This is a genomic window from Acinetobacter sp. CIP A162, assembly GCF_000367905.1.
Lineage (GTDB): Bacteria > Pseudomonadota > Gammaproteobacteria > Pseudomonadales > Moraxellaceae > Acinetobacter > Acinetobacter lwoffii.
In genome coordinates this window covers 1,750,373-1,776,910 of record NZ_KB849159.1, presented here as the reverse complement: position 1 = coordinate 1,776,910, position 26,538 = coordinate 1,750,373, and the positions used below count along the sequence as shown (strand labels likewise).

Here is a 26,538-nt window from a genome sequence, read left to right as displayed (position 1 = left end):
TATTTCTGCATAAGGATTGCGTCAATCTTATGCCCTGTCGATGTCTCACATGACAGATCTTATTTTCTTGTTTTTATAACTTTGCTTAAGTGAGAAGGTTCTAATCATGAGTAACTTAAATCTTCATCCATTATTTCGTCGTAGCATCGGTTTCGATCGTCTGAATGACTTTATTGACTATGCCATGCAAAGCGATGCACCGAATTATCCACCGTATAATATCGAAAAGCATGGTGAGAATAATTACCGCATCGTGGTGGCAACTGCGGGTTTTCGTCAGGAAGAACTCGACATTCGTCTGGAAAATAAGTTGCTGACCATCTTAGGCAAGCCTGAAAATCAAAACAATGACAGTATTGAATTCCTGCACAAAGGCATTGCACGACGTGCATTTAAATTGTCTTTACGTCTGGATGAATATATTGAGGTCCAGCAGGCAGATTATGAAAATGGTTTATTGATCATCGACTTGCAACGCATTATTCCAGAAGAAAAATTGCCGCGTCAAATCCCGATTGGCAATAAACTGCTTATTGCAAACGATGAAAAATCAGTGGAATAAGCTTGATTAAGTACGCAAAGGAAGGTCCGCAAGGGCCTTTCTTTTTGGCTACAGATTACCTAAGCTCATGGAGGCAATACGCTTTCTGATCATAAAAATAAACCATGACTGCGCCAGAAAACATCCTGTTTCATCAAGCTAGCCCGATCATGCGCACTACGGGATATTTGCTGTTTTGTTATCCGATCGGAATATTCAGCATTTTTTATTTCAGCAGTGTGCGTAGCAATTCCAGTTTTTTCCAAGGACTATTATTTTTATGGCAGGAGTCTCCTGACTTTTATATTTATATTGGCGGCTTTCTTGGTCTTTCGCTGTTTATGCTGGGAACCAAACTGAAAATAACCTCACACGCTATTTATTATACTTTGGCTGGTTTCCGCATCAGCCTGTGCTTAAAACGGCATTCGGTACAGTATAGTTTTCTAAATCCGCGCTATGCTTCTCTCAAAGCACATCTCAAATGCTGGCTCTATAACATGCCAGCGCATATCATCAGTCAACGCGATGGTACTTTGGATTTTAAATTGTGCCAGCCTGGTCTGATGAATCAAATTTGCCTCGGGTTTTTTCGGATTCAGCTATCGATGTTTTCCCGCCAGCAAGCTCAACAGATTATGCAGGCCATGCAAAGTGCCTGGAATTTTAAAGCATAAAAAAAGCCCTGCATATGCAGGGCTTTTTTCGCTTAATGAGTGCTTACTTTTTCTTTTTAGGACCAAGTAGCATACCCATTTGACGACCTTCCATTTTCGGCATCTGCTCAACAGTACCGAATTCAGCCACGTCAGCTTCAATTTTTTGCAATTGAGCTAGACCCAACTGTTGGTGCGCCATTTCACGACCACGGAAACGAAGCGTGATTTTCACCTTGTTACCTTCTTCAAGGAACTTGATGATTGCACGTAGTTTTACGTTGTAATCACCAACATCAGTACCCGGGCGTAGCTTGATTTCTTTCACCTGGACTTGATGTTGTTTTTTCTTCGCTTCTTTCTGCTTTTGCTTAAGATCAAACAAATGCTTGTTGAAGTCCATGATCTTACATACAGGTGGCTCAGCATTTGCTACGATCTCTACAAGATCAAGTTCAACACTTTCTGCTGCACGTAGGGCTTCAGCTAAGCTTACAATCCCTTTTTGCTCACCATTTTCGTCTACAAGACGGACTTCTTTCGCACGAATTTCATCATTCAAGGCAGGACGGTTTGATTTGTTACCGCCCTGTTGATTACGGTCAGGCTGTTTAATCGCTGTTACTCCACAATGTACCGGCCGCGTTCGGCTACGGCTGTTTTTACTAGGTCAACGAAAGCATCGATTGACATAGTACCCAAATTTTTTCCTGAGCGGGTACGCACGTTTACTGTACCTTCCTCTACTTCACGGTCCCCAAGTACCAGTAAGTATGGAATACGCTCTAATGTACGTTCACGAATCTTAAAGCCGATTTTCTCATTTCTCAAGTCAGAAATTGCACGGATACCGTTTTCTTTAAGTTTTGCGACGACTGACTCACAGGCTTCTGCTTGTGAATCGGTAATATTCATCACACAGGCTTGTACTGGTGCCAGCCAAGGTGGCATGAAGCCCGCATAGTGTTCAATCAGTATACCAATAAAACGCTCGAAACTACCAAGAATTGCACGGTGCAACATCACAGGCTGGTCACGATCGTTGTCTTCAGTTACATAAGATGCATCCAGACGTTCTGGCAAGTTGAAGTCACACTGAATGGTACCACACTGCCAGACACGGCCTAAGCAGTCTTTTAATGAGAATTCGATCTTCGGGCCGTAAAATGCACCTTCACCCGGTTGAAGCTCCCACTCAAGACCCGCTGCATCTAAAGCATCAGCCAAAGATTTTTCAGCCATATCCCAAAGCGCATCATCACCTACACGTTTTTCAGGACGTGTCGACAACTTCATTTGTACTTCTTCAAAGCCGAAATCTTTGTATACATCTAGTGTCAATTTGATAAAGTCTGCAACTTCAGGGCCAATCTGCTCTTTGGTACAGAAGATATGCGCATCATCCTGAGTAAAGCCACGAACACGCATAATGCCGTGTAATGAACCCGATGGCTCGTTACGATGACATGAACCGAACTCTGCCAAACGAATTGGAAGATCACGATAAGATTTCAAACCCTGGTTGAACACCTGCACGTGACATGGGCAGTTCATTGGCTTCACCGCATAGTTACGGCTTTCCGAATGTGTGGTGAACATGTTGTCTGCATAGTTCGCCGCATGGCCCGATTTTTCCCACAAGCTAAAGTCTACGATTTGTGGTGTTTTAATCTCTAGATAACCATTGTCCTGCTGGACTTTACGCATGTACTGTTCAAGGACTTGGTAAATGGTCCAGCCATTTGGATGCCAGAACACCATACCCGGTGCTTCTTCCTGCATGTGGAACAGATCAAGCGCTTTACCGATTTTACGGTGATCGCGTTTTTCCGCTTCTTCAATACGCTTGATATAAGCCGCAAGCTGTTTCTTGTCTGCCCAAGCAGTACCGTAGATACGCTGTAACTGCTCGTTCTTCGCATCACCGCGCCAGTACGCACCTGACATCTTGGTGAGTTTGAACGATTTCAAGAATTTGGTGTTTGGTACGTGTGGACCACGACACATATCCACATATTCCTGATGATAGTAAAGACCCATCTGGGTCTCATCTGGCATATCTTCAATCAGACGTAGTTTGTAATCTTCGCCGCGCTCAGTAAATACTTTGATGACTTCGTCGCGTGGCGTCATTTTTTTGATGACATCGTAGTCCTGATCGATGAGCTTTTTCATGCGCTCTTCAATCGCAGCCATATCATCTGGGGTAAATGGTTTTGCATTAAAAATGTCGTAATAGAAACCATCTTCAATGACAGGACCAATCACCATCTTCGCTTCTGGGAACAGCTGTTTAACCGCATGACCCACCAAGTGCGCACATGAGTGACGAATAATTTCGACGCCTTCATCATCTTTAGGCGTGATAATCTGTAAAGTTGCGTCTTCGGTAATTAAATCGCATGCATCAACCAGACGGCCATTTACACGTCCAGCGACTGTATTTTTTGCAAGACCAGGACCGATGCTTTGAGCAACTTCCATCACAGATACGGCATGATCAAACTGTTTTTGATCGCCATTTGGCAAAGTGATAATTGGCATAAGAAAATCCTTAAGGAGTGATGCCCCGTACCATGGAGCATATCACCGCGAGATTATGATCGAGGGAAAACCTCAAAAGATAAAAACGGTGGATAAATAAAAATCGATTCGAATTTTACACGGCTTGGCCGCATGATTAAACCTTTTCCCCAATAAAAATAAGATTTATCACCAAAACCATATCTGATTTAAAAAAACTTAAGCTCATTTTTTAGTTCAGAATTTTATTATTCCCGAAAAGTGTCCCATGCCATAAATTTTCTCTTGCTGTAGCTATAAAGCTGGGCAAATTGCGGAATGACAGCTTCACTTTGTGTCGGTCTCAAAAAGACATAATCATCCACTTGTAGCCCGCAGTATTTAGGCACCAAAACCATTTCCTGATTACTGCTGCGACCATACAACATATGCGGTCGACTTTTTTCAGGGTAAATATAATCTGCTCGCCAATAGCCCCCGTAAATAAATACGGCTTTATATTGATGTGGAAGATGATTTAGTAATTCCAAACCGGGAATCTGGCTACAAGGCAACACTTTTAAAATGGGTGCGGCAATCCATAAAGCACAGCTTAAAGCAGACAAATTTTCCAGATCAAAATCACTGGGCTTAAGCAGCATCGAGCCAAAGGCCAGATCATTACAGACACTTTGCTGGCAATGCTGCATAAAGGTCGGACTGCCCCCGCCGTTAAAACACAGACCTTCATGCCATAAATTGGGAAATTGCTGCTGAATCATCGTTTTGTATTGTTGATAAATCTGCTGTGATTGCTGATAACTTTTTTCTGGGCTTTTCAAAATTTTTGGCAGTTTGGCGACATGTGCATCATAGCCCATTAGACCCGAAAGTTTGAGATAAGCCGCGTTGTGCTGAATCAATTTGAGCAAAGCTATAAATTGCTGCTGCGTTTGTACGCCGCCACGATGCAGTCCCACATCAATTTCAATATTTACGTTCAGGCAGATGTTCAGGTTTTGAGCGAGTTGCAGATATTGCTGCAGACGTTCTATATCATCGATCAGCCATTGAATATTGCTTTGGTCATTTAGTGCCTGCTGATCAGGGAAATTTTGATAAAAGCGCTGTACCGCATGGATCGGCAACGGTTTACCCAGCAAGATATCTACCTGTTCAAATGCGCTGATAATTTCTAAAAGATGGGGTAAATGAAACAGCATAAAGCGCTGGGTATTCAGCTTTTCACTGGCCAGTTTGAGTAGCTGAATGCTGGCTAAGGACTTCACCACCAGACGCGGTTTTAACTTCGGAGGCAATTTTGACTGTACATAGTCCAAATTACGTTGATAGGTTTTTAAATCTAAAATCAGTTGCGGTGTGCCAGTTCCCTGCTGTTTTAAGTCTTGTGTCAGTTGCTGAAAATAATTCGATTGCATCACCCAAGCCTCAGTTTCCAGATAAAAATAATTGTTTTAGGTAGGGATTCAGCCATTTTTGCTGTGGATCCAGTTGCTGACGTAATCTTATAAAATCATCCCATTTCGGGTAGAGATCACGTAGCGAAGCAGCGCTCATGCTATGCAACTTGCCCCAATGCGGTCGCCCCTGATATTTCTGTAAAATCGGCTCGACCAGATCAAAGATCGCGTGATAATCCTGTTTATAAAACTGATGGATGGAAATGGAAACTGAATCACGCTGATAAAAAGGACTCAGCCAGATATCATCCCCTTTGATATAACGGAACTCGATCGGAAAGAACATCGGTACCGGATGTTTGCGTAAAACATGCAGAATCTCGTCCAGACACTGCAAGCCTTGCTCAACTGGAATCTGATACTCCATTTCATTAAATTTGGTATTGCGTGGAGTCGGGAAAATTTGATTTGACCAATCCACATAGCAAGTCGGTTTTACAAATACGCTCAGCAGTTTTTGCAGATAGGGATTTGTCTTTGGGAAGAATCGTGTCAATTCAGAACATAGGGTTAATAAAGCATCTTCCGAAGGCCAGGTGTCCTGTCTGGACTGAATTGCGTCATCAGTTTCATTCAAGGTTTTCAACATCACCTGATCGGCATGCAGAAAAGCCCAAAATTCGATATGCCGGTGCCGATGCTTCCATTGATCAATATGCGCGAATACGTCTTTTAATGAACACAGCCGAATCTGTTCTTTTAATTTATATCGTGGTCGATTTTGCAGAGTAATTTGGGTCAATATACCCAAGCTGCCCAATGCTACCCGTCCAGCCTGAAATATCTCGGTATTTTGCTGACGATCACATTGCAACAGCTCGCCATCTGCGGTCAGTAATTCAAAGCCTTCCACAAAAGCGGATATGCAAGGTAAATCGATGCCCGTGCCATGCGTTCCAGTCGAAATCGCTCCGGCCAGAATTTGTTGGTCTATATCACCCTGATTGATTAAGGCCTGATTGATCGGTGTCAGATCTTTCCCCAAATCATATAAACGCGTACCGGCGTACACGGTGCACTGTGTTTTCTCTTGATCAAAGGCAACCATACCTTTGAACTGATCGAGATTAAGCAACACCTCATCTGTCTTGGCCAAGGGGCTAAAGGAATGTCCTGCACCCACTGCACGAATGTGTGCATGGGTCTTCACTAAACTTTGTAATTCACTGATCTGGCTGGGCTGAACAATCCGAGCAGTACTGAACTGGCTCCCTGACCAATTTCGCCAAATTTTATCCGCCTGTTGTATTTTCATTATTATTCTCTGGCTCATATTATTTTAATGATTCAACTAGAGTAAAATACCTAAAAAATCAAACTTGGGAACCCATGCGTTCAGAACATTTAAGTAGGGTTAAATATTTTTATTAATATTCAAATACTTAAAATTTGTAAAATCGTACTCGACTAAAGCATAAATGCAAGATTTCTGAGAAATACATATCTTTTCAACAGGATATGAAAATAAATATAGAACGGAGTTTTACAATGGTTAGCGCATATGATGAATTACCGCGTACCCCCGCGAATTTTGTAGCATTATCACCTTTACGCTATCTTGATCGTGCAGCTTATATCTATCCAAATCAGAACGCGATTATTCATGGTAAGCGCCGGATCACCTGGCGTGAGAAATACAACCGTTGTCGTCAGTTTGCCAACCAACTCCAAAATTTAGGCATCGGTAAAAATGATACCGTGTCTGTCCTGCTGCCTAACGTCCCTGCCATGATCGAAGCGCATTTTGCTGTGCCGATGGCAGGCGCAGTCCTCAACACCTTAAATACCCGCCTGGATGCCAAGACACTTGCCTTTATGCTGGAGCATGCCGAAAGCAAAGTATTATTGGTTGATCCTGAATTTACTGCACTTGCCACTGAAGCGCTTGCCCTGATATCACAAGACATCTATGTGATTGATGTGGCCGATGAAGAGTTTGAAGGTGAAGACAAGCGTATTGGCCAAATCGAATATGAAGACTGGATTGCGCAAGGCGATGCAAACTTTGAATGGCATTTACCTCAAGATGAATGGGATGCTATCAGCTTAAGTTATACCTCCGGTACCACTGGCAATCCGAAAGGCGTGGTCTATCATCATCGCGGTGCCTACATTAACGCAGCCAGTAATATTATTGCCTGTGGCATGACACCACGTGCCACCTATTTATGGACACTACCGCTATTCCACTGTAATGGCTGGTGCTTTGCCTGGACCATGGCGGCCAACGGCGGAACCAACGTTTGCTTGCGTAAAGTCGATGCTGAACTGATCTTTAAACTGATTGCTGAACATAAAGTCGATTACTTCTGTGGTGCACCGATTGTCCTGTCGATGTTGATCAACATGCCTGAAGAGAAAAAGACCAAGCTTGAGCACCGTGTCGAGGTCATGGTTGCTGGTGCTGCACCTCCTGCAGCAATCATTGAAGGCATGCGAAATATCGGTATTAACGTGACGCATGTTTACGGCTTGACAGAAACCTATGGTCCTTCTGCACTCTGCGCATCTCAAGCGGGCTGGAGTGATTTATCCATTCAGGAACAGGCGCAGTTGCACTCCCGTCAAGGCGTACCATATCCATTACAAGATGGCATGAAAGTGCTTGATCCCGATACCATGCAGGAAGTTCCACACGATGGCCAGACCATGGGCGAAATCATGTTCCGTGGCAATATCGTGATGAAAGGTTATCTGAAAAATCCTGAGGCGACAGCAGAAGCCTTTGCTGGTGGATGGTTCCATACGGGAGATCTGGCTGTATGCCAACCGGATGGTTATGCCAAAATTACCGACCGTTCCAAAGATGTGATTATTTCTGGCGGAGAAAATATTTCATCGCTTGAAGTCGAGGAAGTGCTGTATCAACATCCGGCGGTGCTGACTGCGGCGGTAGTCGCCAAACCTGATCCACGCTGGCAGGAAGTTCCTTGTGCTTTTATTGAACTCAAAGAAGGTACCCAGGCCACAGAAGAAGAAATTATGGAATTCTGCCGTGAACATCTGGCCCGTTTTAAAGTGCCTAAGGATGTGGTGATTACCGAAATTCCAAAAACCTCGACCGGAAAATTACAGAAATTTGTTTTACGTGAGTGGGCCAAAGAACGTGCGCAAGGTGAGTTCTCTTAACCGCATACAAGTATATTTTTTTCAAAATCTACTCAATAAAAAATCGTGCTAAGAAAACTTAGCACGATTTTTATTTGAAATAACCTCCCCCAAACCCTCTCCTATAAGGAGAGGACTTTAAGGAACTTACATCTCTACCATTTCCACGCCATCAATACGGGCAACGGTCATCAAGTCCTTATCACCACGACCTGAAACCGTCGCAAGAATAATTTGATCCTTGTCCATGGTCGGTGCAAGTTTGGTCACGTATGCCATGGCGTGTGCGCTTTCCAACGCCGGAATAATACCTTCAATCTTGGTCAAGTCGCGGAAACCTTGTAGCGCTTCTTGGTCATTAATTGGTACGTATTTAACACGATCCATATCTTTCAGGAAGCTATGTTCCGGACCCACACCCGGATAATCCAGACCTGCAGAAATTGAATGGGTTTCGATAATCTGACCTTGTGCATCCGACATTAAATAAGTACGGTTGCCATGCAGTACACCGACATGACCGGCATTCAACGGCGCAGAGTGCTTGCCTGATTCAATCCCATGACCTGCTGCTTCAACACCATACATTTTCACATCTTGGTCATTCAGGAATGGATAGAACAAGCCCATGGCATTGGATCCACCACCGACACATGCCACTAGGGCATCTGGTAAACGGCCAGCCTGTTCCAGAATCTGACGGCGTGCTTCACGACCAATGATCGACTGGAAATCACGAACCAGTTGCGGATATGGATGTGGACCTGCCACGGTACCAATGACGTAGTAGGTTGAATCAACATTGGTCACCCAATCACGCATGGCTTCGTTCATGGCATCTTTTAATGTTTTGGAGCCACTTTCTACCGGCACAACCGTCGCACCTAATAAACGCATACGGTAGACGTTCATCGCCTGACGTTTTACATCGTCTGCGCCCATGAATACTACGCATTCAAGACCTAAACGTGCTGCGATGGTGGCCGTCGCCACACCGTGCTGGCCTGCCCCTGTTTCGGCAATAATACGTTTCTTGCCGGAAAGCTTCGCCAGTAAGGCCTGACCGATTGTATTATTTACTTTGTGCGAACCGGTATGGTTCAGGTCTTCACGTTTCAGGTAAATCTGTGCGCCACCCAACTCTTTCGACCATCGTTCAGCATGATATAAAGGACTCGGACGACCGACGTAAAACGCCATGTCACGGTCAAATTCTGCCAAAAACTGCGCATCATCTTTCATACGGAAATAGAGCTTTTCCAAGTCTTCTAAAGCCGCCATGAGTGTTTCTGACACAAAACGTCCGCCATGAATACCGAAATGCCCGCGTTCATCCGGGAATTGGGTATAGTCAACTGCCTGACTGTTCTGGCTAGTACTTTGCTGATCCACGATGGACTCCTTGCATAAAGCGTTCTATGAGTTGTTGGTCTTTAATACCTTTTGCGGACTCGACACCGCCACTCACATCCACGGCATAGGCCTGTGTGGTGAGAATTGCCTGTTCGATATTGTCAGGATTTAAACCGCCTGCCAAGACCAAGGGAAGATTGAGTTTGGGAAATGTATCCCAATCGAAGCTGTGCCCTGTGCCGCCTTTCAGGTCAGGATGCCATGCGTCTAATAGTACTGCACTTGCGCCTGCATCTTGATAACGCTGAATTTCTGCAACCACATCCAGATCAGGTTGCACCCGAATGGCTTTATACCAGCGGCGTCCGACCTGCTGGGCGATGGCCTGACATTGTTCAGGTGTTTCATCGCCATGAAATTGCAAAATATCGAGCGGAACGGTTTTAAGAATATGCTGAATTTCATCTGCGCGACTATTTACAAATAAACCTACGGCCTGCACATAAGCCGGAACCGCCCGGATCAGGATTTCAGCCTGCTCTAAAGTAACATGTCGTGGACTCGGTGGATAAAACACAAACCCTATCGCATCACAGCCAGCATTGACTACGGCATGTACATCTTCAACTCGGGTGATTCCACAAATTTTGGCACGGGTTCGCATATTATGTTGGCTCTAGATCTACCAATGTATTGAACAATCTATAAGATTGGGGCAAATCATTGTAATGCAATTTTTCTGACTTGCGTAAAGTTCATCTGGATTATTCTCTATGCAGATTGTGTATAACTCATATTGACTTTATACTGCGCTCACTTTGCAGCAAATCCAAGCCTTCAGGCTTTAGGGAAGCTGGTGTAAATCCAGCACTGCCCCCGCAACGGTAAAAAATGAAACGTCTATCAATTTAAACTCTTCGGTTTACACCACTGCATCTTGATGTGGGAAGGTGGATATACAGCAAAGTCGCTGCTTTGCACATTTAAGTCCGGAAACCTGCTTGCTGTGTTCTATAACTCAATCATTCACGGGGAAGTGAATGTATGGAGCTTTAACATGTCACTTCATTGTCAACCTACTGCCTTAGTAGGTGCGATCGCACTTGCGTTGGGTTTTACTTCATCTGTCCATGCCGCCGAGCAAAAAGTTGCAAAAGCATCTTTAGATACCATTGTGGTGACTGCCACACGTTCTGAAGAAAAGATAGAAAATGTGCCTGCGCGGATTTCAGTGATTGATGAAAAAACCATTCAACAATCTCCTATTGCAGATTTAGGTTCTCTACTGAATAGAGAAGCATCTATTAACATTGTGCAATCAGGTGGTATTGGTCAAACGACATCTGCGTTCCTTCGTGGTACAGATTCAAAGCACCTTCTATTTTTAAAAGATGGCGTCAGTTTAAATACCGCTCTAGATGGTGGCTCTAATATTCCTTATATAGATTTAAGCGATATTGAACGTATTGAAGTCTTAAGAGGTCCTGCATCCGTTCAGTATGGTACAGATGCGATTGGTGGTGTCATCAATGTGATTTCGGCTACACCTAAGAAAACAGGTATCTCATTGACCAATGAGATAGGTGAAAATCATACCTATAAATCTATTGTTGGCGCAGATTTTGTAGATCAGTCAGGTTTATACGCTCAAATTAAAGCTCAGCGCCTTGAAAGCGGTGGAACTCCCGTTACAAATAAAGCAAAAGAAGATGCAGGATACGATCAAAAAGGTTACAGCGCAAAATTGGGTCTCGACCAAGAGAAATACAGCGCCAGCCTAAGTTTTAGTAAAAATGAGGGAACAAATGTCTATTATGGTGGTTCTCAAGACTTTCTTAACCAAGTTTTTATCACAAAAGCAAGTACAACGCTTACAGAAAACCTTGCACTAAATGCGCAATATGCAAATTTCAAAGATGAATTACTTGGATCTAGAAGCAGCTATATGTTCAATACTGAACGTGATGAAGCTGATCTTAACCTTAATTTGAAGATTTCAGAAAGTCAAAAAGTCATCTTAGGTGCAGCATTAAATCAAGCCAATATCGAGAGCTATGCTATTCAAGGACAAAAGCAAGATTTAGATAGTATCGGATACTATGTTCAACATAATTACGATTCCAATCAGCTACATACCCAAGCTGGTTTACGCTTAGAAGATCATGACCAATTTGGTAGCCATGTAGTCGGTCAAATTGCAGGTCGATATAACCTTACTGATACAACGAGTATTTACAGCAATATCGGTACAGGCTTTAAAGCACCAACTGGGAATCAATTATTCTATTCTGATAGTAGTGAGTGGAAAGGAACTACGTACATCACTAATGGTAATCCCAATTTAAAACCCGAAGAAAGTATTTCTTACGAAATCGGGATAGATCAAATATTAACGGATCATTTCAGTACATCTTTATCCTTATATCAAACTAAAGTTAAAAACCTAATTTCGCCTGATTATAGTTGGGACGATCTGACAAATACGTCAACAACAGACTTCATTAACACAGCCAAAGCAAAAATGACTGGTGGTGAATTCGGTCTAAAATGGCAAAAAGATGATTTATTTATGAGTACTGAATACGCTTATGTCAAAACTCAAGATGAACAAACAGGTTTAGAACTTATTCGTCGTCCCCGCCAATCGCTTTCAACAACGATTGGATTAGAAAATAATGTATATGGTTTGAGTGCGACATTAACTGCGAAATCCACATCTAAAATTTCTGCTTCAAAAAACTCGAAAGAACTGCCTGGCTATGCCACGGTTGATCTGAATGCGTATTGGAATCTCAATCCGCATCTTAAAGTCTTTACAAATATTCAGAATATCGGTGACAACAAGTTTAAGACTGCATCTTATGGTGGTGATGAATTCTATATCAACGGTGGCCGTCTCGCTTCTGCAGGCATCACCTTTAAATACTAAGCCCTAAACAGCAAAAAACTTTAAAACAGCGCAGTTTATGGATAATGTTATGACCGACATTATCCTTTTTTATTATCTTCATTAAAAATTCAAGGAACACATATGGGCCACCGTTTAAGTAAAATCTACACGCGCACAGGCGATTCGGGTACTACAGGGCTTGGTGATGGCTCACGCGTTGCCAAAGATGACTTGCGTATTACCGCGCTGGGTGATGTCGATGAACTGAATGCCGTGATTGGCGTATTACGTGCACAAATTTCAGCAAGTAACATTGAAGATCAAGCCGCTTGGGATAAATCTTTAAGCCTGATCCAGCACTGGCTATTTGATCTGGGCGGTGAAGTGTGTATTCCAGGTTTTAATCTGGTGCAACCGGTATCAATTGAGTTTTTAGAAAATGATATCGACCGCATGAATGAAGCGTTGCCGATGTTAAAAGACTTTATTCTGCCTGCCGGAACGCTGGTGTGCAGCTTTGCCCATCAGGCGCGTGCAGTCTGCCGTCGCGCAGAACGCAGCGTGATGTCCGTGCATCACCGTGACCAAAATATTCAGGCAGCGTCACTGCAACTACTTAACCGTTTATCGGACTGGTTATTTGTCGCATCACGCACCCTGCAACGTGCTGAGGGCGGCTCCGAAGTACTATGGCAAAAAAATATCAATGACAGCATCGAAAAGTAAAATTATGTTTCAAGTTAGCATCTAAAAATACACGTCAGATGTCTCTTGATTTTACAGAGCATCTGACGAAAATAGAAAGTGTCATCCTTTTGTCATGTAGCCCTCGCAAAATGAACTTAACTTTCCCACTCATGGGCATCTTATGCACATAATTGGTCATCGTGGTGCACGTGGTGAAGCCCCTGAAAATACCTTGGGCGGTTTTCAATATATTCAGGAGATCGGCATTCGCGCCGTTGAGTTTGATGTTCGTCAGCTCAAAGACAATGCCTTAATCATCATGCATGATGATGACTTTGTGCGTACCACCGGTTTGCAGAAGCATCTATACGAGTGTAACCGTCAAGATCTTACCCAATATAATCACGCAGTGGCCTGGTCAGAATGGAATAAAATCGAAGCGACACCATTGCTCGATCAAACCTTAAATGTCATTCGAAATTTTGAGCATATTGAAGTCGAAATTAAAAGCGTAGCATCTGAAGCAGCAGCTGAAAAAATCGCGTTTGAAGTCGAACAACAACTGCAAGGCTATGAACAAGCGGCTATTATTACCAGCTTTGATGCCAAAATTCTGGATGCGTTGCAACAGCAAAACTCACGTTTAAAACGCGGTTTATTGATTGAAACCGATGTCAAACATCAGGCCATTGATCAGGCGTTGGAACTTGGATGCTGTCATATTGGCTGGATGGATGAACTGGCCAGTAAAGACCTGATTCAGGCTACGCAGGCTGCCGAGTTAAATATCAGTGTCTGGACAGTCAATGATGTCACCCGTGCCAAACAGCTGCGAGACTGGGGTATTCAGGGGCTGATTACCGATTATCCAAAATTGATGCTACAACAACTCTAAATAATCTCTCTTAGCCTTGATTGATCTAGGTATTTCTTGATCCAGTTCATTTCGATAATGCAATAATGAAAGTGTGAATTTTCCTTAATCAGATTTTATTTGAAAGTGAGATTAAGTTGCCCAACATCTATATTCTGCAAATTTCCTGGTAATATTGTAGAAATTATGAACAATGATTTTCCTCTGATTCATTCGGTTTCCATTTTCTGAGAGAGTGATAATCCTCAGTCACTTAGTCGGAAATCAGAGCCTGTCTACGCTCGCAAAATGGTCACTTCTGCCCTACTTATTCTGTTACCGACAAGTACAATACAACCGTACAATAATGCTAGTGATGCCTTAGGGCACATGCTAATATGGACAAGATAGGCTGCTGTTAAAACCAACAGTAGTTTCTGCTTTTTGTTATACCTTCCGAGGTTCTAGGAGTGCTGTTGGAGATGAATGCTCCCTTACCCAAAGCCCCCATCAACTGGATTGCTGTGTTTGCATTGGTATTCTTACCGATTGTAGCCCTGATCGCGATTCCGTTGTATGCGTATCACCATGATTTTAGCGCTGCCGCTTGGATCAGTATGTTTGTTTTACTGGGCGTAAGCAGCCTCGGCATTACAGCAGGATACCATCGCCTGTGGGCACATCGTGCTTATGAAGCCACTTTACCATTAAAAATCATCTTGATGATTATGGGTACATTTGCTGTACAGAATAGTATTTTATTCTGGGCATCTGGTCACCGTACCCATCACCGTCATGTCGATGATGTTGATCAAGACCCGTACTCGATCAATAAAGGCTTCTGGTATGCACATATTGGCTGGATGTTACGTGATTATCCATCTGGTGCTGCCAACTATAAAAATGCGCCAGATCTATTAAAAGACAAAGTGGTGATGTTTCAGGACAAATACTACGTTCCTTTAGTGATTGCTGTTCATGCTGCGATTTTATTGCCAATTGGCTGGGCAGTCGGCGATGTATGGGGCGTGTTGCTATTGGGTGGATTAATGCGTTTAATCCTGAGCCATCATGTAACCTTCTTCATTAACTCACTGTGCCACATGTGGGGAAATCGTCCTTATACCGACGAAAATACTGCACGTGACAACTTCGTACTCGCGGTTGCAACTTGGGGTGAGGGTTATCATAACTATCACCACATTTTCCAATACGATTACCGTAACGGCGTGAAATGGTGGCAGTACGATCCAACTAAATGGTTGATCTGGACTTGTTCTAAACTTGGTTTAGCTAAAAACTTGCGCCGTATTCCTAGCTTCAATATCAAAAAAGCAGAATTGGCGATGAAGTTTAAATATGCCGAACAGGATCTTGCGGTGTATGGTCATGATGTTTCTGAAGATATCTCAGCGGTAAAAACCAAGATCGCACAGGAATATGATGCATTTACCCAAACCTTAAATGACTGGGCGAAGTTGAAAGAACAGGAAATTCAGGTCAAGAAAGCGTCTATGGCTGAAAAAATCCATCAAATGGATGACAAGCTGAAAGTTGAATTCCAGCTGGTTGAACAGCGTCTTTCTCATCATCGTCAAACCTTGAATCTACTGGTTCGTAATTTGAAAAAATCTGCAGTTTCTCAATAAAAACTGTTGAAAATTAAAGCCCCGATTGGGGCTTTTTTTATGCCCGAAAGATAACGTGAACTCTCGCTTATACAACAGTTTTATACAGCTATCTTTGTTATAGTTCATGTATTCCAATCCTGTACTGATGCTATGTATTTTAAATCTCGCTATCAAACACTACCTGCTCGCCTCTATCATCATCAAGTTCCGCTGCCGTTAAAAGGTGCAAAAGCCGGACATTTTAATGCAGCTTTGGCAGAACAACTGCAATGGTCGGACGAAGACAAGGCGCAATGGGTCGAGATTTGTAGTGGTCAGAAAGTCTTTGCTGAGTTTGAACCTTTGGCTATGGTCTATGCAGGTCATCAGTTTGGACAATGGGCAGGACAATTGGGAGATGGTCGCGGGTTATTGATTGCTCAAATTCTGGATCAGAATCACCAGACCATTGACCTGCATTTAAAAGGTGCTGGGTCTACGCCTTATTCACGCATGGGCGATGGTCGTGCAGTACTGCGCTCAGTTATTCGTGAGTATCTGGCCGGTCATGCCTTGAATTGTTTGGGTGTCGCATCGAGTAATGCAGTCGGTTTTACTTCATCAATACAAGGTATTCAACGTGAAAAACTGGAACCGGGCGCGATGATGTTGCGTACTTCGGATTGTCATATCCGTTTCGGTCATTTCGAATGGATCAATCAGTATCAGCCAGATCTGCTAGCTGAATTTACCCAAAAATGTATCGAATGGCATTATTCGGAATGTCTGCAAGACGAACAGCCGATTCTGAGCTTTGCCACCAAAGTTATTCAGCGCACTGCGGTGATGATTGCCAAATGGCAACTGGTTGGTTTTGCACATGGCGTGATGAATACTGACAACCTGAATATTACCGGTTCAACTTTGGACTTTGGTCCTTATGGCTTTATGGAGCGCTTCCGTCCGAACTGGATCAATAACCACTCGGATTATCAAGGGCGTTATACCTATCAGCAGCAGCCAAGTATCGGACATTGGAATTTGTGGCAATGGTTAAACAATCTGGTCCCGCTCTGCCCTACAGATTATGACAAAGAACAATGGAAACAGGATTTAGCTGCATGTCTGGAGCATTATGAACCAACATTCTTGGAACATTATAAACATGGTTTAAACCAGAAAATGGGCTTGCCAAGTTTCCATAAAGACAGTTTTGACTGCGCGATGGTATTTCTGCGCATTTTGCAAAGTGAACAACTGGACTACACCCAGAGTTTTATCCGGTTGCAAAATAAAGACTATGAAGTCCTTAAAGATGATTGTCTGGATCGTCGTCAGTTTGAAGCATTTTTGACACAATATGAAAGCATTCGAGAACAACAGGATATAGAAGAATTAGACGCCGCCATGCAACTGGCCAATCCACATTATATTCTGCGTAATCATATGGCACAGAAAGCCATTGAACTGGCAGAGCGGGATGATTTTTCTGAAGTAGACCGCCTGTTTAAATTATTGAGTCAGCCTTATCAGAAACAGCCAGATCTGGAACAGCCTGAAGATTTAGCACCCTTGCCAAGTGATGTGCCTGAAGTGATGGTCAGCTGTTCGTCTTAAAATTTTCTATTGGACTACAGATGACATTATGATGATCTGAACATTGAAAATATGAACCACATGTCTCAAGAATCAGCATCTTTATACTTCACTATTGCATGTAATCAGCAGTCTATTGAAGATTTCATCTTGTAATACCACCTTGATCAAATATCTCAAGTTCAAGTGTGGTATGCCGATGAGGATCTGCTAAACCTAGAACAATCCACACAGCCTCTAGGCATACGACTGAATATCGGTGCGGTACAGCTACATGATGATTTCACACAACAGGTCTACTTGTGGTTGCATCGACTCAAAACAAATACCAATATCTTGCAGTTGACTGAAACCTATCGTAAAGCCCTGCATTTGTACATTCAAGCGTTTAATGAGCAAAGCTCGGGTTTTCATCTCACGCATCAACTTTTAGGTTTACTCAGCGAACTTAATATCGAATTTCATGTGCATAGCCACTTAAATACTTCCTCTGAACAAGAAACATTCACAGAGCCCTTAACATCAATGGCTGACACCCCATTCACAATCACAGAATCAGCGAGCTTTCGCATAAGTTCAGAATGCTTAACCGCCCAACAGCTACAAGAATATTTTCAAGGCATGCGGTTCAATATTCTTTTTGATCAAGGTCTAAATATTCGTTCACAAAAATATTTGGAGCATGCACAAACTAGCTTGCTGGAACTGCCATCTCGCTTAAATTCTGAACATCACGATTTAGATCAACACCTCCACTATCTCGTTGATCAACTCCACCCATATCAGTCTGTCTTACAAAAAACCTTTTTCAACCCTCATATTCAGCAATATATTCAAGCGCATGGGCATTTAGAAAATCCACATCATCGCAAGTTAAGTGTAACGAGCATACAAGCATTGTTTTCTTTGGGGCTCAGCCTTGATGTAGATTATTATTTTGCCTGTTAATTTATTCACAACTCAGCCAAAAACTGTGGATAATTTAAGCATTATCCACAGTTTTATGATGATTTATCAATAGCTTATGTCTTTATATCAAATTGCATCATTTACTGCTTTAAAACTTCCTGAAGTAACAGTCACCCAGCCTTTTGGTGAGGGTTGTGATGTATTTAAAGTGCTGGATAAAGTCTTTATACTGGCTTTTTATTTGCAAGGAAAAGCTGCGATTAATTTAAAAGTCGAGCCTGATCACGGTGCCATGCTTCGAGACATTTACCCTTATATTCATACGGGCTGGCATATGAATAAACAGCACTGGATTTCAGTTTATGAGGATGAACATCTGGACGAAGCTTTGATTGAAAATTTAGTGCTGAATTCTTATGAGTTAGTAGTATTAAAGTTAAAGAAAGTCGATCGGCAGCGAATTGAACTACTTAAAACAGTACGATAGGTTTTTACCTTGTTTATAGGAATGATGCATATAAAAAAATTTAAGATCTATCATCAAAATAATATTCAATATACCGTCAGTTATTGAGTTGCATTAAATGCTTCATCATAAAATACCTGGGCTTTGGGAAAATCCCCATCAAAACTGATCGCTTGAAAATATTCAGCTGGTACATTTTCCAAAACTAAATCGGCAATCGGTTGAAAACCCAAACGAGCATAATACTTGGGATCGCCTAATAGCACACAGCCTTTTGCATTCAATGCTTTCAGTCTGTCCAATGCTGCATATACAAGCCTTGAACCAATGCCTAAACCTTGTTGATCAGGCAAAACTGAAATAGGGCCTAATCCAAACCACCCTGCTGTACCCGAAGACATTGATACGGGAGAAACGGCAATATGCCCAACAATAGTGTTATTTTCAAGAGCGACTAACGATAACGTCAGTTGATGCTTCTTCCTTAATGCATTGATAATAAAATGTTCAGTATGACTTGAATATTCAATGTCTTTAAAAGCGTCTTTTGTTAACTCTTCAATTGCCTGAATGTCATCTATTTGCTCATCTCGGATCATGATATTCATTATTTTTAGCCCTCTTATATTTATCATTTTCAGATATAAAAAAAGCGAATAAGTTCTCACCTATTCGCTTCTCTTAAACATTAAAAACTTAATCAGTCTTCAGGATATTCAAAACGGTAACCGACCCCATACACCGCCTGAATCCACTCATGACGGTTACCGGTTTCAGCCGCATCTGAAATCTTGCGGCGTAAATTCTTGATATGACTGTCAATCACACGGTCAGCCACATCAAAACTATCCGGATTAATATGATCCAGCAATTGCGCACGTGAATATACCTGTCCGACATGTTCCAGGAATAACTCCAGCAAACGGAATTCAGTTGGCGTTAAATTCAAGGCTTTTTGCTGGTACCAGATGCGCTGTTGTGATTTGTCCATGCGGAATAAATCATTGCTTTCCGGTTCTGATTTACGATCCAGACGACGTAACACAGCCTGTACACGCGCGACCAGTTCCTTCGGGCTAAACGGTTTACAGAGATAATCATCTGCACCCATATTCAGACCCAATACCCGGTCAATTTCTTCAGTACGCGCGGTCACCATGATAATCGGTAAATCCGACTGTTCACGTACTTTACGGCAAATGGTCAGGCCGTCCATACGCGGCACCATCAAGTCCAGAATCATCAGACTCGGTTTACGCTGGGTAAAACTGTTATATGCTTCCTGCCCATCATGAAACATACTGACCTCAAAACCAGCAGCTTCCAGATAGTCTCGCACCAACTGTGCAAGTTCGATTTCATCTTCAACCAGCATGACATGTTTCATCAATCTATTCCCTTCATGGTTTCATTTGTTTAGGAAAGCTCAGCTTGCATCGTAAACCACCCAGTGGTGAATGTGCAAAGCTTAAGCTGCCGCCCAGCGCCTGCGTAATTTTACATGATAATGCCAAACCCAGTCCGGTTCCGCCAGTCGCCCGGGTACGAGAATCATCGACACGGTAGAAACGCTCACCAATACGCGCCAGTTGTTCATCAGTCAGACCAAACGGACTATCATCGATATATAAGGTCCATTCTTTATCATCTTGTGTCGTATGAATATGCACCTGCCCACCCGCTTCAGTATAGCGAATACTGTTACTGAGCAAGTTCGCCACAATCTGTTTAAAACGATCCAGATCCAGATTTAACTCAGTCCCCTCACCGTCTGCATTGACCGTCAATTCAGCTTGCTCAAATTTCGGCTGGAAGTTGATGAGTTCCTGCTGCACCACCTCCCACGGATTTACCGAGGAGAAATAAAATTGCAATTGCTGGGCATCGACCTGTGCCAGCGCGGCCAGATCTTGGGTCAGTTTTTTCAGGCTGTTTACCTGCGCCAGCATGGACGCAAAATGTTCAGGCGTTGGTTTACGAATCCCGTCCTGCATCGCTTCAATCTGTGCCTGTAAGACTGCTAGTGGCGTTTTCAACTCATGCGAAGTATCTGCCACCCACTGACGGCGTGAGGTTTCATGCTGATCCAGAATCACCGCCAATGCATTTAATTCATTGGATAAATCACCTAATTCATCATTCCGGTTCACTTTAACCTGATATTGATAATTTCCCTGAGTCAAGGCACGCGTACCATTGAGCAGACGTTGAATCGGCTTTTTAAAATAAGTCGCCAATAACAAGGACGCAATCAGACTCGCCAAAATACTGAGTGCATAAACCAAAAATAAATAACGCTTCTGGTTACTAAAGAAATTAATACTTAAGGCATCATCCTGATCCAGAACCGGTTTTAAGCCCAAATAGCCGACAATCTGATTATTCACCATAATCGGGCGATAAGAAACTTGCTCATCCGAAGCTTCACCCACTACAAAACGACGTTTTGCATCATACAGAGAGAGACGTGAACTGAGGCCGAGACGGTCCGGCATCTGGATAAACTGTTTCTTGCCAGTCGGTTGCTGTGCTGGCTGCTCACCATTTTTGCGATCAGTTCTAAACAGATTCTGATTAGAACTAAGCGGGAATTTTAAGCCTTCAAAGGGCTGAAACTGGGACGGCAAATTAGATGCCAGCACCCGTAACTCTTCTTCATTGACTTGACGTTGTGGTAACTCTGGATCCACCATACTCGGTGCCACTTGAGCCAGGGTCTGTTCCTGAAAATAACGCTGCTGCAAGGCAATATCATACTGACGGCGCAGCCACCAGCGTGATAATCGGTCATAATCATCTGGTGCGGCTTCACCTTCCATCTGGAGAATCTGTGCCTGAATCGCGTTGCCCCAGTCCTGATAGACTGCATAGACATCTGCCAGATTTTCAATCACATAATCCAGCTTCTGCATTTCGACATCAGCGACATAACGGGCGAAATTACGCTGCATATTCAGATGCAATACACCTAGACTTACCGTGGTAATGACCAGCGTGGTCAACAGCACGGTCAAAAATAGACGTAATGCAATGGGAATGCGGCGAATGTTCAAAATAGAAATCTCAATTTTTCTTCTATATTCATTATTGTAGCGAACACCGCAGCAAAAAACTCTTCATTGTTTCTTCATCTTTATTGTTTAATCTTTATCTGACATAGAATCAGCTTCTTGACGGGGATAAATACAATGCAAACCATGACAAAAATAGCTTTAATCAGTGCAAGTGTTTTATCAATGGGTGCGTTGACTGCCTGTCAATCCACCAGTAATGTCCCAAACAATGATCACCCCCATATGATGAAACATAATGATCACCCCCATATGATGAAACATCATGAAGGCAAAAAACAGCATCTAACTCCCGAACAGCGTGAACAGTTTAAGGCAAAGCGTGCAGAACGCATGCAGTTTGCCAAACAGCTTCAACAGGCCTGCGACAATAAAGCTGTGGGCTCGGCTGTTCAAATCAAGACTGGCGATAAAACCATAGACGGCACCTGCAAGATGGTCTTTAAAGCAGATCATAAAGAGATGAAAAGCCATCGCGACATGAAAGCTGAGCATCGTCCAATGCGTGCCGATATGCGTAGAGGCATGATGCACGGTGAAGTCTTGACGGATGCCAAACGTGCAGAATTGACTAAACAGTTTGATCAGCGCCTCGCTCAACGTCAGGCACATCAACAAGCCATGCTGCAAGCCTGTCAAGGCAAAAAAGACGGGACTGCTGCACAGATCAAGATGAGCGAACAAACCATCAATGGCAAATGTCATGTCCGTTTCCAGCCCACAGCCTCTACCTATTAATGCATAGGAATCAAGGCTTCACGACTAGCACCTTCGGGTGCTTTTTTATTGCGTGCTCTTTCATGCATACAGTTGACTATTCGTTTCCTGCAGAATATGGCTAAAGTCTTTATACTCAAGACCTTTAATGCGTCATGCAGATTAATCTTTGACTTTACAGTCACCAAGAAAACACCCCGAAAAGCTTGTACCGCAAGGGAAGTTGTTGCACGATTAGATCATTCCAAACCGTGTCAGTGAAGACAGGTTTTAGTTCATCTAAGATTATAACGCTGGTTCAACCAGTATTGAGGAAACCGATATGCCACAATACAAAGCGCCTTTACGTGATATGCAATTTGTGTTGCATGAATTATTAAATGCTGAACAACACTATGCAAATCTCCCTGCATTCCAAGAAAACGTAAGCCGTGAGCTGGTAGATCAGTACTTAGAAGCTGCGGCCGACTTCTGTGAAAACGAATTGTCTCCGATCAACCAGACCGGTGACCGTGAAGGCTGTACCTGGAATGACGGCGTTGTTACGACTCCGACTGGCTTTAAAGAAGCGTACCAAAAATACATCGAGCTTGGCTTCCCTTCTCTTTCTGCTGAAGAACAATACGGCGGTCAAGGCTTACCAAACTCTTTAGGTATCACGATTTCTGAAATGGTCGGTACTGCGAACTGGGCATGGGGCATGTACCCTGGCCTGTCTCACGGTGCAGTTCGTACTTTAGAACACCATGGTTCAGCTGAACAAAAAGATGCTTACCTGCCTAAACTGGTTTCAGGTGAGTGGACGGGTACCATGTGCTTAACTGAATCCCATGCGGGTTCTGACCTGGGTATTATCCGTACCAAAGCTGAACCACAAGCGGACGGTAGCTATGCAATCTCTGGCGAGAAAATCTTTATCTCTGCTGGTGAACACGACATGGCTGAAAATATCATCCATATCGTACTTGCTCGCCTGCCAGGTGCACCGAAAGGCACCAAAGGTATCTCATTATTCATCGTGCCAAAATTCAACCTGAATGCTGACGGTTCGATTGGCGAGCGTAACGGTGTACGTTGTGGTTCGATCGAACACAAAATGGGTATCCATGGTAACGCGACTTGTGTCATCAACTTTGACAATGCTAAAGGCTTCCTGATTGGACCTGAAAACCGCGGCCTGAACTGCATGTTCACGTTCATGAACACAGCACGTATCGGTACAGCAGTTCAAGGTCTTGCAGCATCTGAAGGTTCATTCCAAGGCGCGCTTGCATATGCAAAAGACCGTCTGGCAATGCGTTCTCTTTCTGGTCCTAAAGCACCTGAAAAAGAAGCAGATCCAATCATTGTGCATCCTGCGGTACGTAACATGCTTTTAACTCAAAAAGCATATGCAGAAGGTGGTCGTGCACTGGTTTACCTGTTAGCACAATATGCTGACGTAGTTGAACATGCTGCAGAAGAAGCAGACCGTAAATTTGCAGACAACATCCTGTCATTGCTGACACCAATCGCAAAAGCGTTCCTGACTGAAACTGGTTCTGAAGCTGCGAAACACGGTGTACAGGTATTTGGTGGTCACGGCTTTATTTCTGAGCACGGTATGGAGCAGATCGTACGTGATACACGTATCGCCTGCTTGTACGAAGGTACCACTGAAATTCAGGCACTAGACTTGTTAGGCCGTAAAGTATTGGGTACGCAAGGTGCAATGTTGAAAGACTTCACCAAGATCATCCATAAATTTGCTGAAGCGCACAAAGACAATGCTGCAATGAAAGAATTCGTTGAACCATTGGCTACCTTGAACAAAGAATGGGGCGACCTGACCATGCAAATTGGTATGCGCGCGATGCAAAACCCTGAAGAAGTGGGTGCGGCTGCAGTCGATTACCTGTACTTCTCTGGTTATGTCACTCTGGCTTACCTATGGGCACGTATGGCACTGGTTGCTCAAGAGCAGCTGGCTGCTGGCACCACTGAAGTTGACTTCTACAATGCCAAAGTGACGACAGCACGCTTCTACTTCAAGAAAATCCTGCCACGCGTTCGTTCACACGTCGAAGTGATTGCGACAGGTGTAGAGCCATTGATGAACCTGGATGCGGAACACTTTGCATTCTAAGTTAGTCTCAGACTAGCTACATCATAGAAAAAGGACGGTCAATCAACAGGCAGTCCTTTTTCTTTATAAAGAGTTACAGAATTAACCTTTAGTCGTCTAACATTCAGATTTTGAGTGTTTTAGACTGATTAAAACTCATTTAATCAAACAATAAACAGGTGACACACCATGCCAATTTATAACGCGCCACTTGCCGATATGAAATTCATCCTGAACGATGTCTTCAATGCAGAACAGTTCTGGCAGGCCAATGAAAATCTAGCGCATCTGGATGCTGCGACAGCAGAAGCGATTCTTGAAGAAATGGCAAAATTTTCGCAAAACGTCACGCTTCCACTGAACCGTACCGGTGATGAAGAAGGCGCAAAAATTGAAAATGGCAATGTGACCACACCTGCTGGCTTTAAAGAAGCCTTCAAACAATATGCAGAAGGCGGCTGGATTGGTCTGGGCGCAGATATGGAATGGGGCGGCCAGGAAATGCCGAAAATGCTGACAGTACTTTCTGATGAAATGCTGTTTGCCACCAACCCTTCTTTCATGCTCTATCCACTGCTTTCTGTTGGTGCAGGCATGGCGCTGAACAGCTACGCTTCACAAGCACAAAAAGAAACCTATTTACCTAAAATTTATTCAGGTGAATGGTCAGGTACCATGTGCTTAACCGAGCCACATGCCGGTACTGATCTGGGTATTATCAAGACCAAAGCTGAACGTAACGAAGACGGCACTTATAGCATCAGCGGCACCAAGATTTTCATCACGGGTGGTGATCACGACCTGGCGGAAAATATCATCCACCTCGTTCTAGCAAAAACCCCAGATGCGCCTGCCGGCTCTCGTGGTATTTCCCTCTTCATCGTACCGAAATTCCTGGTGAATGAAGATGGTTCTATTGGCGAACGTAACCCGGTCGGCCCAGGTTCAATCGAACACAAAATGGGGATCAAGGCATCTGCGACTTGTGTGATGAACTTTGACGGTGCCAAAGGTTACCTGGTTGGTAAAGAAAACGAAGGTCTGGCGGCAATGTTCGTGATGATGAACTATGAACGTCTGTCCATGGGTATCCAAGGCCTAGGTGCTTCTGAATTCGCTTATCAAAACGCTGCGCAATATGCGACAGACCGTTTACAGGGTCGCAGCGCGGCTGGCGTTCAATCACCAAACAAACCTGCAGACAGTATTCTGGTGCATGGTGATGTACGCCGTATGCTGCTGAATGTACGTGCCAATAACGAAGCTTCGCGTGCCTTTGCAGTTTATGTAGGTCAGCAACTGGATATCACCAAATTCTCTACTGATCCTGAAGCGGTGAAAAAAGCCAATGACCGCGTTGCGCTATTAACACCAATCGCGAAAGCATATTTAACGGATACCGCATTCCAGGCAACATTAGATGCACAAATGGTCTTCGGTGGTCATGGCTATATCCGTGAATGGGGCCTAGAGCAATGTATCCGTGACCTGCGTATTTCCCAGATCTATGAAGGCACCAACGGCGTACAGTCACAAGACTTGATCGGCCGTAAAACCATTAAATGTGGCGGCGAATATATCTCTGAATATATCTCTGAAATCCGTGACTTTGCCAATAGTCTGGATGCAGACCTGAACTTCATTAAAGATGCCACACTAGATGCAGCGACTGAAGTTGAATCAGTGACTCAGTACATTCTGGAAGCAGCAAGAGAAAGCCATGACTTCCCGAATGCGACTGCAGTTGACTATCTGCACGCTGTAGGTCTGTTGAGCTTCTCTTATATGTTCGCGCGCATTGCCAATGCAGCGAAAAATAAAGAAGGTGAGTTCTATCAAAATAAACTCGCTCTGGCACGTTATTTTGTGCAACGCATTCTGCCTGAACTGGCATTACGCATTACTAAAGTGAAATCAGGTTCTGACGTCATCATGAACTTCTCTGAAGATTATTTCACGACTCAAGCTTAAGCTGAAAATCTGCAATAAAAAAC

At 43.5% G+C, this 26,538-nt stretch carries 22 protein-coding genes and 1 riboswitch; of the genes, 13 read left to right on the top strand and 9 right to left on the bottom strand.

All coding sequences use genetic code 11. The annotated features are described in order from the left end of the window. The first annotated feature begins 106 nt into the window (after positions 1 to 106). Positions 107 to 562, top strand: coding sequence for an Hsp20 family protein (locus F995_RS14720; RefSeq protein ID WP_004647520.1), 456 nt, complete (start codon positions 107 to 109; stop codon positions 560 to 562). 104 nt (positions 563 to 666) lie between these two features. After that, positions 667 to 1,218 carry a hypothetical protein gene (locus F995_RS14715; RefSeq protein ID WP_004647519.1) on the top strand — a complete coding sequence of 184 codons (552 nt, stop codon included), beginning with the start codon at positions 667 to 669 and terminating at the stop codon, positions 1,216 to 1,218. A gap of 43 nt (positions 1,219 to 1,261) precedes the next feature. Here the strand turns inward: F995_RS14715 and infC are convergent, their stop codons facing one another. The 4 genes from infC to F995_RS14695 all read right to left on the bottom strand — a co-directional run bounded on the left by infC (position 1,262) and on the right by F995_RS14695 (position 6,435). Further along, on the bottom strand, positions 1,262 to 1,759 hold the full coding sequence (infC, locus tag F995_RS14710; protein ID WP_004647518.1) for a translation initiation factor IF-3: 498 nt from the start codon (positions 1,757 to 1,759) through the stop codon (positions 1,262 to 1,264). Between the two features lie 59 nt (positions 1,760 to 1,818). Beyond that, positions 1,819 to 3,741, bottom strand: coding sequence for a threonine--tRNA ligase (gene thrS, locus F995_RS14705; RefSeq protein WP_004647517.1), 1,923 nt, complete (start codon positions 3,739 to 3,741; stop codon positions 1,819 to 1,821). A 227-nt stretch (positions 3,742 to 3,968) separates the two neighbouring features. Next, on the bottom strand, positions 3,969 to 5,138 hold the full coding sequence (locus tag F995_RS14700; RefSeq protein WP_004647516.1) for an alanine racemase: 1,170 nt from the start codon (positions 5,136 to 5,138) through the stop codon (positions 3,969 to 3,971). A 10-nt stretch (positions 5,139 to 5,148) separates the two neighbouring features. Then, entirely contained in the window at positions 5,149 to 6,435 is a 1,287-nt protein-coding gene (locus tag F995_RS14695; RefSeq protein WP_004647515.1) for a D-arabinono-1,4-lactone oxidase, read from the bottom strand. 233 nt (positions 6,436 to 6,668) lie between these two features. Between F995_RS14695 and F995_RS14690 the strand changes: the two genes are divergently transcribed. Continuing rightward, positions 6,669 to 8,309, top strand: a complete 1,641-nt coding sequence (locus tag F995_RS14690; protein WP_004647514.1) for an acyl-CoA synthetase — start codon at positions 6,669 to 6,671, stop codon at positions 8,307 to 8,309. Between the two features lie 126 nt (positions 8,310 to 8,435). Here the strand turns inward: F995_RS14690 and trpB are convergent, their stop codons facing one another. Both trpB and F995_RS14680 read right to left on the bottom strand, forming a co-directional pair. Further along, a complete protein-coding gene (gene trpB, locus F995_RS14685; protein ID WP_004647513.1) occupies positions 8,436 to 9,680 on the bottom strand; it encodes a tryptophan synthase subunit beta in 1,245 nt (414 codons plus the stop codon). Beyond that, positions 9,661 to 10,305 (bottom strand): phosphoribosylanthranilate isomerase, encoded by a 645-nt coding sequence (locus F995_RS14680; RefSeq protein WP_004647511.1) that lies wholly within the window; start codon positions 10,303 to 10,305, stop codon positions 9,661 to 9,663. Before F995_RS14680 ends, trpB begins: the two co-directional genes overlap by 20 nt. 150 nt (positions 10,306 to 10,455) lie before the next feature. Continuing rightward, positions 10,456 to 10,661: riboswitch (cobalamin riboswitch) on the top strand. A gap of 37 nt (positions 10,662 to 10,698) precedes the next feature. On the opposite strand from F995_RS14680, the gene F995_RS14675 reads away from it, so the two are divergent. The 7 genes from F995_RS14675 (at position 10,699) to F995_RS14645 (ending at position 18,673) form a co-directional block, all read left to right on the top strand. After that, entirely contained in the window at positions 10,699 to 12,570 is a 1,872-nt protein-coding gene (locus F995_RS14675; protein ID WP_004647510.1) for a TonB-dependent receptor plug domain-containing protein, read from the top strand. A 102-nt stretch (positions 12,571 to 12,672) separates the two neighbouring features. After that, positions 12,673 to 13,257 (top strand): cob(I)yrinic acid a,c-diamide adenosyltransferase, encoded by a 585-nt coding sequence (locus tag F995_RS14670; RefSeq protein ID WP_004647509.1) that lies wholly within the window; start codon positions 12,673 to 12,675, stop codon positions 13,255 to 13,257. A gap of 142 nt (positions 13,258 to 13,399) precedes the next feature. After that, positions 13,400 to 14,113 (top strand): glycerophosphodiester phosphodiesterase, encoded by a 714-nt coding sequence (locus tag F995_RS14665; RefSeq protein WP_004647508.1) that lies wholly within the window; start codon positions 13,400 to 13,402, stop codon positions 14,111 to 14,113. A gap of 440 nt (positions 14,114 to 14,553) precedes the next feature. Further along, a complete protein-coding gene (locus F995_RS14660) occupies positions 14,554 to 15,720 on the top strand; it encodes an acyl-CoA desaturase (RefSeq protein ID WP_004647507.1) in 1,167 nt (388 codons plus the stop codon). 132 nt (positions 15,721 to 15,852) lie between these two features. Further along, positions 15,853 to 17,298 (top strand): protein adenylyltransferase SelO, encoded by a 1,446-nt coding sequence (locus F995_RS14655; RefSeq protein WP_004647506.1) that lies wholly within the window; start codon positions 15,853 to 15,855, stop codon positions 17,296 to 17,298. Between the two features lie 165 nt (positions 17,299 to 17,463). Further along, positions 17,464 to 18,225 (top strand): hypothetical protein, encoded by a 762-nt coding sequence (locus F995_RS14650; RefSeq protein ID WP_004647505.1) that lies wholly within the window; start codon positions 17,464 to 17,466, stop codon positions 18,223 to 18,225. Positions 18,226 to 18,301: 76 nt separating this feature from the next. Next, positions 18,302 to 18,673 (top strand): MmcQ/YjbR family DNA-binding protein, encoded by a 372-nt coding sequence (locus F995_RS14645; protein WP_004647504.1) that lies wholly within the window; start codon positions 18,302 to 18,304, stop codon positions 18,671 to 18,673. An 80-nt stretch (positions 18,674 to 18,753) separates the two neighbouring features. Here the strand turns inward: F995_RS14645 and F995_RS14640 are convergent, their stop codons facing one another. The 3 genes from F995_RS14640 to baeS form a co-directional block, all read right to left on the bottom strand. Next, positions 18,754 to 19,260 (bottom strand): GNAT family N-acetyltransferase, encoded by a 507-nt coding sequence (locus F995_RS14640; protein ID WP_004647503.1) that lies wholly within the window; start codon positions 19,258 to 19,260, stop codon positions 18,754 to 18,756. A gap of 92 nt (positions 19,261 to 19,352) precedes the next feature. After that, complete coding sequence (locus tag F995_RS14635) at positions 19,353 to 20,039, bottom strand: response regulator (protein WP_004278304.1); 687 nt, start codon at positions 20,037 to 20,039, stop codon at positions 19,353 to 19,355. Positions 20,040 to 20,052: 13 nt separating this feature from the next. Then, positions 20,053 to 21,705 carry a sensor histidine kinase efflux regulator BaeS gene (baeS, locus tag F995_RS14630; protein WP_004647501.1) on the bottom strand — a complete coding sequence of 551 codons (1,653 nt, stop codon included), beginning with the start codon at positions 21,703 to 21,705 and terminating at the stop codon, positions 20,053 to 20,055. A 135-nt stretch (positions 21,706 to 21,840) separates the two neighbouring features. Between baeS and F995_RS14625 the strand changes: the two genes are divergently transcribed. The 3 genes from F995_RS14625 (at position 21,841) to F995_RS14615 (ending at position 26,515) form a co-directional block, all read left to right on the top strand. Beyond that, a complete protein-coding gene (locus tag F995_RS14625; RefSeq protein ID WP_004647500.1) occupies positions 21,841 to 22,461 on the top strand; it encodes a hypothetical protein in 621 nt (206 codons plus the stop codon). Positions 22,462 to 22,762: 301 nt separating this feature from the next. Beyond that, entirely contained in the window at positions 22,763 to 24,565 is a 1,803-nt protein-coding gene (locus tag F995_RS14620) for an acyl-CoA dehydrogenase C-terminal domain-containing protein (RefSeq protein ID WP_004647499.1), read from the top strand. A 168-nt stretch (positions 24,566 to 24,733) separates the two neighbouring features. After that, positions 24,734 to 26,515 (top strand): acyl-CoA dehydrogenase C-terminal domain-containing protein, encoded by a 1,782-nt coding sequence (locus F995_RS14615; protein ID WP_004647498.1) that lies wholly within the window; start codon positions 24,734 to 24,736, stop codon positions 26,513 to 26,515. The last annotated feature ends 23 nt before the right edge of the window (positions 26,516 to 26,538 follow it).